We start from the raw sequence: 15682 nt of genomic DNA, 5'->3' as shown, positions 1-15682 counted from the left end.
CGACCTTTTAATGAAAGAACTGATATAATAAGGATATAAACAAAGGAATGCACGAAATGGAGGATAAAAATGGTTACTGGTGATGCGGCATATATAAAAAAAATTAATCGCTCTTTAATCCTTAGAGAAATTGTTAAAGAAGGAATGATTTCGAGAGCAGATCTATCCAAAGCCACTAACTTAACAAGAGCAACCATCTCAGCACAAGTTGCAGACTTATTGGAAGAAGGGCTTATTATAGAGACACAGCTTGAGCATTTTTCGGTTGGAAGAAAGCCGATTATGCTCTCATTGAACGGACAAGTTGGCTATGCACTTGGTATTGACCTTGATTATGGTCAAATATCATTTACATTATCAGACCTTCTTGGCGGTCCTGTTTCATCTAATATTATCAAAATAAATACTGCAGATTATACAGAGATACTTCATCTTTTAATTCAACAAATCAAAAAGTTCAAAGCAGATTACACTACGAGCCGCTATGGTATTGTAGGAATTGTTATCGCCATCCATGGTCTAGTTACAAAAGACGAAGAAATCCACTATGTTCCTCGGTTTAATTGGCATGATATTAATCTCAAGCGTGATTTAGAAAGAGAATTTGATTCGGCTATCTACCTTGAAAATAATGCAAATCTAAGTTCTTTTGCCGAAAGGGTCTTTGTACACCATGAAACAGACAACTTGTTATGTGCGACCCTCTATTCTGGGATCGGCCTAGGTATGATGATGAACAATGAGTTTTTTCGAGGGAATGACGGATATGCTGGTGAAATAGGTCATATGATTGTTGTTCCACAAGGTAAACCATGCAATTGTGGAAATAAGGGATGCTGGGAAAAGTATGCTTCAGAATCGGTCATTTTTGAACATTTATCTAAAAAACGACAAATAAAGAATCTAACTTACGAACATATTCAAAAGTGGCTTAATGAAGGCGATGTGGAAGTGCACGAACTGATGGAACAATTCCTTTTTTATCTTTCCATTGGATTGAATAATATGATTAACATGTATAATCCAGACGTACTCGTGCTTGATAGTGAACTGTTGCGTATGTATCCGGACTCTCTAGATAAAATTAGTGGAAATCTAAATTCTTCAATTAGTCATTACCGGGAATTAATGATCTCTACTATCGGGAAAGAATCCTGTGTCCTTGGGGCATGTGCACTTGCTATCAAACATTTTCTTGATGTCCCGATGTTAAATTTACCCTATGAGATAAAATCCAACCGAATTGGAAGCGCACTCATTTAGAACATGATTACTTCTTCTTTCAAGGGAAAAACCCCTTTTAGCTAGTGCTAAAAGGGGTTTTTAACGATGTTTATTACGCACTTTTTAAACTATCATTCACCTTTTGTTTATCTTTAAGTTCATCAACAATCTTTTTATAAAGATCCTCTGTTAAATTATACAGAACAATTAAGATAACCGCTGCAATTAAGTTTAGTCCGGCTGGAACGAGGAACATAAGCCCTTTAATACCAAGGAGTGCGCCAGCAGTTTGTTCTGCATTTGGAACATAACCTATTAATCCAAGGGCAACGCCAGGAATAAAACCAGCTAACGCCTGTGCTAGTTTACGGAAGAAACTGTAACTTGAATATACAATCCCTTCTGTCCGTTGTCCTGTTTTCCATTCATGATAATCCACTGCATCCGCAACCATTACCCATGGTAAACCTAGTGCAAAGCTAAGACCTAAGCTTCCAATTGTAAGTAATATAAGGAAAGTCGGTACGTTAGCTGGTAGAACAAAGTTTGCAACATCCGCGGCAATTCCAATAAAAAGACCGATAATAAATGTTTTCTTTTTTCCAAGTCTTTTAACAAGTGCTGGAATAAAAAATGAACCAATGACAGCGATTCCAATACTAGTAAATGAAAGCAAAGACATAAGACCTGAATTTCCTAAATTATATTGTAAGTAATATAACTGAACAGCTGTGCGTAGGTTACTCCCAGCAACCATAAACAAACAAACGAAACAAAGAGCAATTAGCGGTCTATTACTTAGCAATAATTTGAAGAGTTTTGACATCGGAAGCTTTTCTTCTTCTTTTTTAGGCACCCTAATCACATTTTCATTTGTATTACGATAGCAAATATAATGGAATATGACCCCAATTAACGCCATCGAACCGATTCCCACAGTATATCCTAATTTTTGATCTGGAAAATATAAAACAATTGGGATAACAACCATCCCCGAAATAAGCATTGCAAATTGGCTGCCAATAGCTCTGAAGGATCCAAGAGATGCACGATCCACAGAATCTTGGGTCATGGAAGCTGCGAGTGATCCATAAGGAATGTTAACAATGGAATACGACAACCCAAAGGCCATATAGGTTATAAAAGCAAATACAATTTTTCCTGTATCTGAAAAGTCAGGTGCCATGAAAGAAATGATAGTCATAATGGCAAGCGGAATCGATCCAAATAAGATGAACGGCCGGAACTTACCTCGTTTACCTACCTTCCGTTTATCCACAAAAGCACCTACTGAGGAATCTGCAAATGCATCAAAAATCTTTGATACTAAAAATACGAGGCCGCCCCAATAAGCCGAAATTCCTAAAATATCTGTATAGAACTTTAGCAAATAAATTTGCCCCATATCAAACATAAAGCCGTTACCCACATCACCTAAACCGTAGGAGATTTTTTCTTTTAAGGTTAATTTTTTTTGGGCACTATTCTCCATCATGACTCCCTCTTCCTTCTATAATAATTAAATGTGTTTTAGCTGTAACCCTTTTCAAAACTACAAAGAATAAATGTTTAAATCTTTGAGATTGAAAAAAGGTTTTTTAATTTGTTTAATAAACTAACAAATTAACTTCATTGATAGAATACCACCGTCGACAAATTTCGTCAATAATAATTTGTAAGCGTTTATCATCCTATTCATCCCATTTATTAACATTTATCCAGTAAAGATCAATAAGGGAGTTCATAGCATAACAGAAAAGGCTCCGATTCGCATGAAATCGGAGCCTTTTTTTACCTATTTAATTTTAGCCTTTTCTCTTTTCAGCTAAATCAGCTGCAAGTTGTGCTGTACGCTTTTTGTTTAATGGATAACAGAATACAATAATTAGGAACACAACAGCAAGTGTGATTGCAGGTACTAGAGTTCCAAGTGTATGAATTCCTTGAAGCGTATCTGCTGACTGTGCTTTAAGAGTTGGATTATAACCGACTGCTGCGATTGCTGCACCACCAACACCACCGGCAACTGCTTGACCAACTTTACGTGCCATAGAATAGATCGAGTAAACGGTTCCATCTTCACGTAAGCCAGTTAAATACTCATGATAATCAATAACGTCAGTAACGAAAGCCCAAATGACAAGGTTGAAAATACCATAACCAAACATTCCAACGGTTAAAATTCCGATAAATTGTGTTGCTGTTATGTTAGGAAGGAAATATAGAACTCCGTATACAATAGCAGCAAGTAATAAACCACCAGAAGCCACTTCTTTTTTACCAAATTTCGCAACTAATGGTTTAACAAATGGCATACCTACAAATACTGCAATAGCTTGAAGAAGACCAACCATACTTAGTGCTTTAGCATTTCCAAAGTAATCCTTAAATAAATAAACGTTTACTGCACCAATTAACATAAAGACAACCAGGAACAATAATGAAGCAATAAGGAACCAAATTAATGGTCTGTTTTTTACAAGACCTTTCATTGTTTGTCCTAAGTTCATCTGTGGTTTAGTTGTTTCATTCAATGTAATCCGTTCAACCGATAATTTATAACAAGCCATATAACAAGCAAGTGCAAGTCCACCGAAAATTAATGCAGCTAATATGAAGCGATTAGCATCTGGTCGGTTGTTAACAAACAAAATCATAGGACCAACCACGTTAATAATTAAACCGGCCAAGTTTCCACCTAATGTTCTCCAGCTTGATAGTGCTGTACGTTCAACAGGATCGCCTGTGATAACTGAAGCCATTGATCCGTAAGGAATATTAACTGTACTATATAGTGTTCCCCAAATAATATATGTTACGTAAGCATAAGCAAGATAAAATCCATCGGACATTCCTGGAATGTGAACAAACATTAAAATACCAGAAATAACAAGCGGGAAAGACATTCTAAAAATCCAAGGCTTGAATTTGCCATTTTTCCCTGCTTTTCTTGTATCAATAAAACGGCCCCATGAAACGTCTGCTACTGCATCCCACAAACGGGCAAGTAAGAATAAACCACCGACTGCAGCAGGATTAATATGAAAGACATCTGTATAGAAAACCATTAAGAATGCGGCAACTAGAATAAAGAAGAAATCGTTCCCCCAATCACCAAACATATAACCAAGTTTGTCTTTCATTCCAAACTTTCTAAATTCATTTGCAGAACCTTGTACCTCAGCCGATTTTTTTGCAAGTTGACTCATTTTTTACCCCTCCATTATGCATTTAATTTGTAATTCACCCCGAAAGCTATACGTTTAACTCCATGAAACTTTAGAACTCTCAATACTTTGAAACCCTTTTCAAAACAAATTATAAAAAAGACAATTAGTGCACTTCTTTTAATTAGTTTATTGAACTAATTAATTAGTATAGTTGTATCTTATCATCGACTATTTACTCAGTCAACAACTTTTTGTAAGCGTTTAATTAAAAAAATTCCAATTATTAAAATCCCTTCTCTTACGTGATCAAGTGCTTAAGATAGTTTGAAGTCAGAAGTAGTATATTGATGTAATTAAAAAAAAATCGACACTTAATGTTCAAGAACGTCACCTGTTGTTCAATATTGAGCAAGTTATTTTTTACCTTTAATACAGGAATCCTTTCTTAATCTAACTTTGTCATAAATATCTAATTCATAGTATAATTGGAAGATGCAAATAATTTATGAAATAATATTGCACAATAGCTCTACGAACTTTATTCACTATTCCAGGAGAGTATTCATGTTAAAAGATTTTGTTTCAAATGGCGCACTATTAATTGCTTCCTTTTCTATTATGGGAGTGTTATTTAAAGATAAGCCAATAAATCCTTCCTCTCCGCTATCCTCAAAATTATATTGGGGACTTTGTTTTGGAGTTCTAGGGAATATTTTAATGACGTTTAGTATTCAAATTAACGCAACCACAATTGCTGATCTACGCCATTTGGCAATAGTGATCGCTGCAACTTTCGGTGGGTATATCCCAGCAATATTGGCTGCTGTCCTTATTGCAGCAGGAAGAATCCTTCTTTTTGGTATGAATGAATCTTCCATACTGGGAGCAATCGGGGCTGTACTAACAGGCATCCTCTGTGGCGGAATCGCAACATTAAACTGTTCCAGAACTTTAAAGGCTTTCATAATGAATCTGATTGGTTTGTTAATTGTTTCAATCATTTTCATTATCAGAATTGACAACTTCCCAACACTCAAAAATGTTTTAACCATACATTATTTAATTTCTCTCATTGGTGGTTTTTTTGCTTATCATTTTTTTGTCTTCGTGGTGAAGTCATACGAAGTACAAAATCAATTAAAGCATAATGTCATGAAATTGAAGGAAACAGAAGAACGTTTTCGCCTCATAGCTGAATATTCCAGTGACATGATTACAATGCACAACGAAAAAGCCGAATATATTTATATTTCACCCGCTGTAAAAGAAATTATTCATTTTGAGTACACTGAACTTCTCGGAAAAAAAATGGAGGTTTTTATTCATCCAGATGATGTTGCCCAAACAAAAGACATGTTTGAAAAAGCACTTCATGAGGGTGTGGCTGAATCAACTTACAGGTACCGTACGAGTAAAGGAGATTATGTTTGGATTGAATCTACTTTAAAGAGTGTTCACTTCGAAGAAGATGGAAGTAAGAAAGTCATTATTGTATCAAGAAATATTACTGATCGAAAACTTACGGAACAAAAACTACAAGAGGCAAATCAATTACTCAATCAACTATCCTACTTAGATGGACTAACAGGGATTGCCAACAGAAGATATTTTGATGAAACGCTTGAGAAAGCATGGGCTAATTCTTCTATAAGTCATACGCCAATCACATTAATTATGTTTGATATTGATTACTTTAAAAAATACAACGATACATACGGCCATCTAACTGGAGATTTTTGCTTACAATCAATTGCACAAGCTATTAACAATCAAATAGCTGTTAAATCTCATTATACTTTTTGCCGTTATGGAGGGGAGGAATTTGCTCTCATCTCTCCTTCTACAACCATGGAGGAAGGGATGAAAATTGCTTATCAAATTCAGGAGACAATTAAGTTACTTAAAATTCCCCATATTAGTTCTGACATTGCTGATATTGTTACGCTAAGTATTGGATTTGCCACAATGGTTCCAACAACTTTAGAAAAACCGCAGGCATTAATCCAAATGGCTGATTCGGCATTATATTTATCTAAGACAAAAGGTAGAAATACAATTTCATCCTCTCATTTAAGCATGGAAGGCTTGTAAATAATACAAGCCTTCCTTTTTTTATCAAATCCAATCATATTTTTCTAAATATTATGCAAATTTTGTTGTATAATGCGGAAAATACATGTAAAATTTTCCTATCAGCCCTTTTTGGATGGTGATGACAATGGAAATTACGAAACATCTTTTCTTTAACCTCTCAATATATATCGTTTTATTGTTTTTTTGTTTAATTTTTTTCGATAATTATAAAAAATTCACCCTATCCAAACCCTCACTAACATTCTTTTTTATTGTCATGTTATGGTTATGTATTCAATTCTCATACAATCCAATTTCATATGCTCGATATGATTTAAGGATTATTCCTTTGGTTTTGGGGGCCCTTTATGTTGGAATAGGCCCGATTCTAATTGGGGCAATTATTATTATACGGGGTTTCTATGGCTTTGATTCAGGCTTTTATCAAACAATGTTGCTTTATGTACCTCTCACAGTAGTATTTTGGCGATTATATCCTTGGTTTTTAAAGCAAGTGCCAGCACGCCGCATTTTCGTGACTGTATGTTTGGGAATAATCCTCGGCATAGTGACAGTTATTGGGATGAGTTTCGCCCATCCCCATTACTATTGGCTGGATGCATGGACTGCGTTCTTATTCATTCCCTCTCTCGGAATTGGGATCATTTCATATGGGATTGAATTTGTTAGAAGAAATAATGAAATGCAGCAGCAGCTGATTAAAGCTGAAAAGTTAAAAGCAGTTGAACAAATGGGAGCTGCCATTTCCCATGAGATTCGAAATCCACTAACTGCAGCTAGCGGGTTTGTTCAGCTCCTGCAAGATGATTACCTTTCAAGGCATAAACGGAAAGAATATTTATCGATCGTAAAAGAGGAATTAATTTCGGCTGAACGGGTTATACAAGATTATTTAACCTTTGCAAAACCATCGATAGAAGCGTTTGAGGAAATAAATGTAAAAAGTGAATTACGGCAAATAATTAATATTCTTCAGCCCTTAGCCAATCAAAATTCAGTCGAGATTAGCACAGACTTTTCAGTGATTGGGTTTATAAAAGGGGATGGGCAAAAGTTCCGTCAATGTTTTGTGAATGTCCTCAAAAATGCAATTGAAGCAATGCCTAATGGAGGTTATTTAACTGTTACAACTGAGTATAGTAAAAACAATGTAACCATTAGTGTGAAGGACACTGGTGTAGGAATGACCATAGAACAGCTAGAGCGATTAGGAGAACCATTTTATTCCACAAAAGGTAAAAATGGAACAGGCTTAGGTATGATGGTGGTTTACAGCATTGCACGTGCAATGGATGGTACGGTTTGGGCTGAAAGTGAAGTGGGAATGGGAACCACTTTTCATTTTAAATTTCCAACGATTTCGTCGATAATGAAAAAAGAAAATAATATCATTTAAAAAACAAACCGACAGAAGACTAACTTTTGTCGGTTTGTTTTTACTTTATTTGCCAATAAACATTTGGGTCCAGTGTTTGCCTGTCGCTTCAAATCCTACCCCAATATGAGTAAAATTTGAACTTAAGATATTTTTACGATGCCCTTCACTGTTCATCCAAGCAGTTACTACTTCTTGTGGCGTTCGTTGTCCTTGTGCGATATTTTCACCTGCAGATTTATAAGTCACGCCAAAGTCTCTCATCATGTCAAATGGTGATCCATAGGTTGGGCTTGTATGTGAAAAATAATTTTTTTGCTGCATATCCAACGATTTTTTCTGTGCAACACTGTTTAACTGTGTGTCAGCCTTTAAAGCAGGAAGTCCGTTTTTACTGCGTTGGGCATTTGTTAAGTCAATTACTTGTTGTACGTATTGACTAACTGTCCCAGTAGCCGGTGCATTATTTTGTGTAGTAGCTGGCTGTTTTGGTGCCGGTTGTGCTTGTGGTGGTGCTGGCCGTTGTTGCTTCGGTGCTGGTTGTTGTTGGATTGGTGCTGGTTGTTGTTGGATTGGTGCTGGTTGTTGTTGGACTGGTGCTTGTACATTCGGTCTTTGCTGCTGAATATAAGGTTGGATCTGTTGGAGTGCCAAATTACCTAGTCTAGGATCGAGACGAATAAACTGGTACTTTGCATCTTGGATTAATACCGCCCTTGTATGAGGGTATTGATTACTGTTCAAATTTGTTTGATATGCAGAAATCATATCATCATTGTTTTTGTAATATTTCTTGTTTTTTCGATTATTGTTATAAAAATTTACATCAGAATCAGATTCGCTGTTATTATTGTTCGTGTAATCCTCAGTCAAAGGACCATTGTGGTCGATCCCATCATCTCTCCCATTACGTACATCCATATAAGGGGTATTGATTCTGTTATTGGTGTTCATTCCTATACGATTTGACCCTTGATCATTTATTTCTTTATTATCATTGTTATTACAAGCAGCAAGGCCCATTGTTAAGACAGCTGTTAAAAGTAACCCAACTGGTTTTTTTATCAATCGAAATACCTCCTTCTTAAATTCATGTTGCCTTCATAGTGTTAATGTTTTTCAAAGAAAGTATTGATGGAAAATAAACGTATTTAATAATCTGGCATAATCACAATTTTCCACAAAAAAAACCAACTATTGAAACTGTCGGCTTGTTTTTAAGGGGTCATTTTTCCAGCATTGGAATCCGGCCTTTATATTTGTTAATAAGATCTCGATTATGTTCTTCGGCACCATCTGCATTGCCACTTTTAAAGATTGGCGGTTCAAAATTATTTTCAATCATTATGCGGATCGCTTCAACCATTATTCCGTTAACAATTGCTGTCCCTATAACCGTTGAACCAGAACCAAAGTTTACACCAAGTGACTCGTGCTCCATTAATGCATCACCCACTTTAATATGATTATCAATGGAAAGGTCCGCCGTATGATACAAATATTTACCACTTTTATGTCTTGACTTCACTGTTTTTGTATAAACATACGATGTGACGCTAATGACAAATGCACCTTTATCTTTAGCAATCTCGGCCACATCAATTGGCACAGGATTCCTGCCAGAGGTTGATGCGACAATGACAACATCTTGAGGTTGAATCTTCACATTTATCATGAATTGTTCTGCAAAATCATTTTCTTTTTCTAATTGAGAGGAGCGAACCGCCCCTTTATGCAGCATTAAATCTTCTATTAGGATTGGATTAATTGGAACCAGTCCACCAGCTCGGTAAAATAGTTCTTCCCCAAGCATATGGGAATGTCCGCAACCAAAAACATGAACAATCCCATCCTTTTGGATGCACTTGGCCACTTTCTCTGCAGCTATTTTGAGGTTTTCATTTTCATCTTTTTCGATTAAGCTTAATAATTCTTTAAGCTTAGAAAAATAAAGATTGAACAAGATAAATAATCTCCTTTGTTTTCAGCGTTTCATCTGAATCATAAACTTGTAACGATCCGCCCGATATACAGATTTAACAAATTCAACCGGGGTAGTATCTTTAAGAAAAGTATTTCTTTGGATTAACATGACTGGTGACCCTTTGCTGATCTTTAAATAATTTGCCTCACTTTGGCTGGCAATTGATGATTCAATAATCTGAGAAGCGCTATCAATTTTTAAGTCTAACTGTCCTTCAATATGCGCGTATAGGGATTCATTTACAATTTGTTCCGTAAGTCCTTTAACGAGATTTGCTGAAATATAATTTGTTTCTAAGGCCATTGGGACACTATCTGCCATACGAATCCGTTTGATTTCATATACGGGTCCATATTCAGAAATCAAAAGCTGACCTGCTATTTGTTTTGTCGCCGGAATAATTTCAAAGTGGATTAATTGGCTCCCTGGTTCCAATCCTCTTGCCTTCATATCTTCTGTGAAGCTTGTTAATCCCTGAAGGGGCTGTTCGATTTTTCTTTCTGCAACAAATGTTCCTTTTCCTTGCAAACGATATAAATAGCCCTCATTTACTAACTGTGTAAAGGCCTGTCTAACTGTCATCCGGCTAATTTGATATTTCTCCGCATATTCTCTCTCAGGAGGGAGAGAATCACCAGGTCGCAATTCGCCGTTTTCAATTAACTCTTTGATATATCCTTCAAGTTGATAATAAATTGGGATGGGAGAATTCTTATTAATCATTTTCCTCCAACTGCATCCTTTCCTTTACATTGGCACCTTTTCGCTATAGTGAACCTTTAGATCTGCTATTGCCGCTTTATCTGCAATAATTGTAACACAAGGATGATTTTTCAACACGGATGCAGGAAAACTTTCATTAATTTCGCCGTTCAAAAGTCTAAACAGTGCTTCTTTTTTCTTTTCACCTGAAACGAGAAGAAGAATTTCTTTGCTTTTCATAATGGTTGCAATCCCCATCGTAATCGCTTTTGTAGGAACCTCTTCAATTCGGTTAAAAAATCTTGCATTTGCTTGAATGGTCGAAGGTGCTAACTTTACAATATGCGTTTTGGAATCAAAGGAAGTCCCTGGTTCATTGAATCCAATATGCCCATTACTGCCAATTCCGAGAATTTGTAAATCAACGCCACCATGCTTAGCAATTAAATCTTCATAACGATCACATTCTTCTTGAAAATCAGCAGCAATTCCGCTTGGAATATTTGTTTTAGCTTTATTCATATCAATATAATTAAAAAGTTGGTTATTCATAAAATACCGGTAGCTGTTCTTATTATCACCTGATAGTCCCATGTACTCATCCAAATTAAAAGTGGTTACTTTCTGATAAGAGGTCCCATTCATTTTGTGATCCTCGATTAGACTTTTATAGGTTCCGATTGGTGTCCCGCCTGTTGCTAATCCAAGTTTAATACTTGGATTCTGAACTACCTTTTCAATGATAAATTCAGCCGCTCTGTTACTCATTTGTTGATAATCTTTTACTTCGATAATTCTCATTTTGAGTTTTCCTCCCTATTAAATGCAATTGCCCCATGGCAAAGTGTCATATAAACTTCCATTTCTTCATCAAGAATGACAATGTCTGCGTCTTTTCCAACAGCAATACTGCCTTTCCGATCATAAATATTCAACTGCTTTGCTGGATTCACGGAAGCCATTTCAATTGCGTCTTCAAGTGGACAGCCAGTGTAAGCAATAATATTTTTTACTGCATGCCCCAATTTTAAAATACTTCCTGCCAGGGTTCCGTCCTCAAGGATCGCTTTTCCATTTTTTACCGTTACCTCTTGACCACCAAGATCATATTTACCATTTTTCAAACATTTTGCACGCATGGAATCGGTTATTAAGATTAACCCTTCACTTTTCTTTTGTTTGAAAGCAAGTTTTACCATTTCCGGACGAACATGCACCCCATCCACGATAATTTCAGCCTTTAATTCGTCTCGTAAAAAAGCTGCACCCACGACACCGGGTTCACGATGATGCAGTCCCCTCATTTGATTAAAAAGATGGGTTACGTGATTTGCGCCAGCATCAATGGCTTCGTCAACCTCATCAAAGGTTGCATCGGTGTGACCAATTGATGCAATGATCCCATTTGACTTTAAATATCGAATCATTTCTAGTCCACCTGGACGCTCTGGGGCAAGTGTGACAAGTTTAATATTTCCATTTGTTAGATTTTGCCATTTTTGAAATAAATCAAGGTCTGGGTCAATAATATGCTGAATCGGCTGAGCCCCTGCTCTTTTTGAGTTTACAAACGGACCTTCAAGATGGAGGCCAAGTATTTCGGCCTTTCCAATTGATTGCTGTTCTTCAATGTATTGCCCTGCATTTATTAAAGCATTTTCAATTTGTTTACCTTCTTGAGTCATTGTTGTAGCTAAAAAACTCGTGGTTCCTTCTTTCGGTAAAGCTGTAACCATTATGTCCAGTGCTTCCTTAGTGGCGTCCATCGTATCAGCACCATTGACCCCATGAATATGAACATCGATTAAACCGGGAATTGCTTTATAGTGTCCAGGAAGCTCAATAATTTCAAATTCATTTTCCTTTTCAAGTTCTTCCATTGATCCGATTTCCACTATTTTTCCGTTATTTATTTTAATAAATCCATTTTCAATTAATATATCTTCTGAATAAACTTGGACTCCCTTAAGCAAAATATGACTAATCTGTTGAATCATTGATATTACTTCCCTTCAGGTAATTCTACAACTATATTCTAGCATCACCTATTTCTAGTTGTCTATACCAATATTATCTGATGAAAAAATTAAAATTCCCTACTTATACTAACCATTTGATAGTATAGGAATGTAACTACCTATTATAATTTTTTTAAAATTGGTATAGACATCTATAAACGTTTAGTGGTATATTAACTCATGGAAAAGCGCTTACACCAATCATCAATTATTTTGATGGAATACTTCATTTTATAGTTAATTTTTTTAAAACTTTAGTTAGGGGGTAATACGATGAAGAAATATTTACAAAGAATTGGTCGTTCATTGATGTTACCTGTAGCTGTTTTACCGGCTGCAGCCATTTTGATGGGTATTGGTTATTGGATCGACCCTACAGGTTGGGGGGCGGATAGTCCGCTAGCTGCTTTCTTAATTAAAGCTGGTTCATCAATTATTGATAATATCCCCATCCTATTTGCTGTTGGGGTAGCACTAGGGATGGCGAAAGAAAAAGATGGTTCATCTGCGTTAAGTGGTCTAGTAGCTTACCTGGTTGTAACAACCTTGCTTTCAACAGGATCAGTGGCATTGCTACAAGGAATTAAACCAGAAGAAGTAGATCCTGCGTTTGGAAAAATCGGAAATGCCTTCGTTGGTATTATTTCGGGGATAGTCGCATCAATGATGTACAATCGATTTAGTCATGTGAAGCTTCCGGATGCTTTAGCATTCTTTAGCGGGAAACGACTCGTTCCAATTATGACAGCGGTTTCGATGTTAGTCGTTTCTGCAGTATTATTCTTTATTTGGCCGCCAATTTTTACAGGATTAGTTTCTTTTGGTAAAGGGATAAGTGGATTAGGTGCAGTTGGCGCTGGGCTATTCGGATTCTTCAACCGACTACTAATTCCAACTGGCTTACATCATGCCTTAAACGCAGTGTTCTGGTTTAATGTTGCAGGAATCGATGATATTGGTAATTTTTGGTCTGGAAAGGGAGTAAAGGGAGTCACAGGAATGTATCAAGCCGGCTTCTTCCCGATCATGATGTTTGGTTTACCAGCAGCAGGGCTGGCAATGTATCATACAGCTAAAACGAAAAAGAAAAAGCAAGTAGCATCCTTAATGCTGGCAGCAGGTTTCGCTGCATTCTTTACTGGGGTAACAGAACCATTGGAATTTGCATTTATGTTTGTAGCACCAATGCTTTATTTGGTGCATGCGGTATTAACAGGTATTTCATTAGCGATCGCAGCTGCATTTCATTGGACAGCAGGATTTGGGTTTAGTGCCGGTCTAGTAGACTTTGTTTTAAGTTCAAGATTGCCGATGGCAAACCACCCTTATATGTTAATCCTTCAAGGTTTAGTGTTTGCGGTTATCTACTATTTCTTATTCAGATTCATCATTACGAAATTCAACTTAATGACTCCTGGACGTGAAGAAGATGATGAGGAGTCTTCTGATGTTGTCGTTGCAGCAGGTGAAAGTAAATTTGCCGCAATGGCCGCACAGATATATGAAGGATTAGGCGGAGACGCAAATGTTACTTCTGTAGACAATTGTGTAACGCGCTTAAGAATGGAAGTAAAAGACATGAATGCAGTCGACCAACAAAAAATAAAAGCGACTGGTGTACCTGGAATCAATATCGTTGGGAAGCAAAGCATTCAAGTGATTGTCGGAACCAATGTACAATTCGTAGCAGACGAAATTATAAAACATCGTAATGGGACCAATAAATTTGATAAGGCTGGAATTAATTCGGATTTTGTACAAAAAGTGGCGGCTCCTATTGAAACTAATGAACTCTCACCACTTTCTGAAAAAGATTTTGTTATGCCAATCGAAGGGGAAATTATCCCGATTACTGAAGTGCCAGACCAAGTTTTCTCACAAAAAATGATGGGTGAAGGCTTTGGAATTATTCCATCTAAAGGTACTGTCGTTTCACCAGTGGACGGCGAAATCATGAATATTTTCCCTACTAAGCATGCAATCGGAATTAAATCAAAGCAAGGCTATGAAATCCTTATTCATATTGGCTTGGATACCGTTAATTTAAAAGGTGAAGGCTTTAATGTACTTGTAAAAGAAGGACAGCAAATAACTAAAGGTCAGGAAATCCTGAACTTTGATCTAGAATTCATTAAGAAATCAGTACCATCAGCTGTTACACCAGTTATCTTTACAAACTTAAGAAAATTAAATGTAAAGAAACAGGGACACTCAGCCCAAGGTCAAGACGGAATCCTATCAATTGAATAACAACAACGGCAGGTGCCAGGCACCTGTCGTTTTTTGGATAAAATGATTGAATATCAACTCAGCGATATTCAAATACTTATCAACTTGTGTTTTCGGAGCCAGCAACTTAACAAAGCTCACCCACAATTTTTGTCCCGTGAACTTCACTAATATTTAACATACTTGCTATATTATTTAGGTTCTTGTTAGTAATTCCCCCGCCGGGAAGAATAATAATTTGGTCACCCGCAAAATCCACAAATTCCTTCAAACGGCTAAGGTTGTCTTCGATTGATTTAGTACTAGGTCCTCCGTGTGTTAAAATTCGATTCACTCGATGTTTCACAAGCCAATCAATAGCTTCAAACTGATATTCATTTTTTATCTGATCAAACGCCATGTGAAAGGTTACATCCAGCCCTTTCGCAGATTCTAGCAGTTTGAGCATGGCATCCTCATCAATCCAATCAGAATCATTTAAGCAGCCAATCACCACTCCATCTGTCCCTAACTGTTTGAAATGGGCAATATCAATTTGCATAATCTCAATTTCTTCTTTAGTATAAGTAAAGTTTCCGCCTCTGGGCCTAACCATGGTCATTACCTTCGTATTTTTGGAGTGACAATATGAAATGGTTTTTGCAGCTACCCCGTGACTAACAGTAGTGCCTCCGACAGATAGGTTGTCACAAAGCTCAATGCGATGTCCCCCCTTTTCAATAGCCACAGGAACCAAAGTAAAATTCTCTACACAAACTTCTTTTAGCATATACACCCACCTTTCATATACAACTCAAAGAATACTCCAGGAACACTAAGCAAATCAAATCTCATGTTTTCTTGCAGGTTCATCATGTTATCCTACAAGAAAAAACCATTCATGAAC

General features: G+C 36.6%; 12 protein-coding genes and 1 pseudogene. 5 read left to right on the top strand and 8 right to left on the bottom strand.

All coding sequences use genetic code 11. The annotated features are described in order from the left end of the window. Nucleotides 1-69: 69 nt before the first annotated feature. Nucleotides 70-1263, top strand: a complete 1194-nt coding sequence (locus tag COE25_RS11550; RefSeq protein WP_098932763.1) for an ROK family transcriptional regulator — start codon at nucleotides 70-72, stop codon at nucleotides 1261-1263. 73 nt (nucleotides 1264-1336) lie between these two features. On the opposite strand, the gene COE25_RS11545 is transcribed toward COE25_RS11550, so the two are convergent. Both COE25_RS11545 and COE25_RS11540 read right to left on the bottom strand, forming a co-directional pair. Next, nucleotides 1337-2719, bottom strand: a complete 1383-nt coding sequence (locus COE25_RS11545) for a glycoside-pentoside-hexuronide (GPH):cation symporter (protein ID WP_088085898.1) — start codon at nucleotides 2717-2719, stop codon at nucleotides 1337-1339. 310 nt (nucleotides 2720-3029) lie between these two features. Continuing rightward, nucleotides 3030-4433, bottom strand: coding sequence for an MFS transporter (locus COE25_RS11540; RefSeq protein ID WP_088085897.1), 1404 nt, complete (start codon nucleotides 4431-4433; stop codon nucleotides 3030-3032). 525 nt (nucleotides 4434-4958) lie between these two features. On the opposite strand from COE25_RS11540, the gene COE25_RS11535 reads away from it, so the two are divergent. Then, on the top strand, nucleotides 4959-6485 hold the full coding sequence (locus COE25_RS11535; protein WP_180247490.1) for a diguanylate cyclase domain-containing protein: 1527 nt from the start codon (nucleotides 4959-4961) through the stop codon (nucleotides 6483-6485). Between the two features lie 331 nt (nucleotides 6486-6816). Continuing rightward, on the top strand, nucleotides 6817-7884 hold the full coding sequence (locus COE25_RS11530) for a sensor histidine kinase (protein ID WP_306572527.1): 1068 nt from the start codon (nucleotides 6817-6819) through the stop codon (nucleotides 7882-7884). Nucleotides 7885-7929: 45 nt separating this feature from the next. Here COE25_RS11530 and COE25_RS11525 read toward each other — a convergent pair whose 3' ends face one another. The 5 genes from COE25_RS11525 to nagA all read right to left on the bottom strand — a co-directional run bounded on the left by COE25_RS11525 (nucleotide 7930) and on the right by nagA (nucleotide 12546). Next, on the bottom strand, nucleotides 7930-8931 hold the full coding sequence (locus COE25_RS11525; protein WP_306572526.1) for a CAP domain-containing protein: 1002 nt from the start codon (nucleotides 8929-8931) through the stop codon (nucleotides 7930-7932). A gap of 157 nt (nucleotides 8932-9088) precedes the next feature. Continuing rightward, on the bottom strand, nucleotides 9089-9826 hold the full coding sequence (locus COE25_RS11520) for an SIS domain-containing protein (protein WP_088085895.1): 738 nt from the start codon (nucleotides 9824-9826) through the stop codon (nucleotides 9089-9091). Nucleotides 9827-9847: 21 nt separating this feature from the next. Further along, nucleotides 9848-10570: a GntR family transcriptional regulator gene (locus tag COE25_RS11515; protein WP_088085894.1), complete on the bottom strand. Its 723-nt coding sequence runs from the start codon at nucleotides 10568-10570 to the stop codon at nucleotides 9848-9850. Between the two features lie 24 nt (nucleotides 10571-10594). Next, nucleotides 10595-11350: a glucosamine-6-phosphate deaminase gene (gene nagB / locus COE25_RS11510; RefSeq protein ID WP_098932760.1), complete on the bottom strand. Its 756-nt coding sequence runs from the start codon at nucleotides 11348-11350 to the stop codon at nucleotides 10595-10597. Beyond that, complete coding sequence (gene nagA, locus COE25_RS11505) at nucleotides 11347-12546, bottom strand: N-acetylglucosamine-6-phosphate deacetylase (RefSeq protein ID WP_098932759.1); 1200 nt, start codon at nucleotides 12544-12546, stop codon at nucleotides 11347-11349. Before nagA ends, nagB begins: the two co-directional genes overlap by 4 nt. A 294-nt stretch (nucleotides 12547-12840) precedes the next feature. Between nagA and nagE the strand changes: the two are divergent. Then, nucleotides 12841-14277, top strand: a pseudogene (gene nagE / locus COE25_RS11500) (N-acetylglucosamine-specific PTS transporter subunit IIBC); the annotation flags it as partial. Between the two features lie 111 nt (nucleotides 14278-14388). Next, nucleotides 14389-14817, top strand: coding sequence for a PTS sugar transporter subunit IIA (locus tag COE25_RS31540; protein ID WP_256942534.1), 429 nt, complete (start codon nucleotides 14389-14391; stop codon nucleotides 14815-14817). Between the two features lie 106 nt (nucleotides 14818-14923). Here COE25_RS31540 and COE25_RS11495 read toward each other — a convergent pair whose 3' ends face one another. After that, nucleotides 14924-15565 (bottom strand): copper homeostasis protein CutC, encoded by a 642-nt coding sequence (locus COE25_RS11495; RefSeq protein WP_098932757.1) that lies wholly within the window; start codon nucleotides 15563-15565, stop codon nucleotides 14924-14926. Nucleotides 15566-15682 lie beyond the last annotated feature (117 nt).

This window comes from Bacillus sp. AFS031507 (assembly GCF_002584635.1).
Lineage (GTDB): Bacteria > Bacillota > Bacilli > Bacillales > Cytobacillaceae > Neobacillus.
The sequence above is the reverse complement of the archived record's forward strand: the minus strand, read 5'-3'. Positions and strand labels throughout refer to the sequence as shown.

Coding starts and splice junctions, on each gene's coding strand:
- COE25_RS31540 (WP_256942534.1), top strand. CDS start 14,389: ATGCCAATCGAAGGGGAAATTATCCCGATTACTGAAGTGCCAGACCAA.
- nagB (WP_098932760.1), bottom strand. CDS start 11,350: ATGAGAATTATCGAAGTAAAAGATTATCAACAAATGAGTAACAGAGCG.
- COE25_RS11515 (WP_088085894.1), bottom strand. CDS start 10,570: ATGATTAATAAGAATTCTCCCATCCCAATTTATTATCAACTTGAAGGA.
- COE25_RS11495 (WP_098932757.1), bottom strand. CDS start 15,565: ATGCTAAAAGAAGTTTGTGTAGAGAATTTTACTTTGGTTCCTGTGGCT.
- COE25_RS11545 (WP_088085898.1), bottom strand. CDS start 2,719: ATGATGGAGAATAGTGCCCAAAAAAAATTAACCTTAAAAGAAAAAATC.
- COE25_RS11540 (WP_088085897.1), bottom strand. CDS start 4,433: ATGAGTCAACTTGCAAAAAAATCGGCTGAGGTACAAGGTTCTGCAAAT.
- nagA (WP_098932759.1), bottom strand. CDS start 12,546: ATGATTCAACAGATTAGTCATATTTTGCTTAAGGGAGTCCAAGTTTAT.
- COE25_RS11550 (WP_098932763.1), top strand. CDS start 70: ATGGTTACTGGTGATGCGGCATATATAAAAAAAATTAATCGCTCTTTA.
- COE25_RS11535 (WP_180247490.1), top strand. CDS start 4,959: ATGTTAAAAGATTTTGTTTCAAATGGCGCACTATTAATTGCTTCCTTT.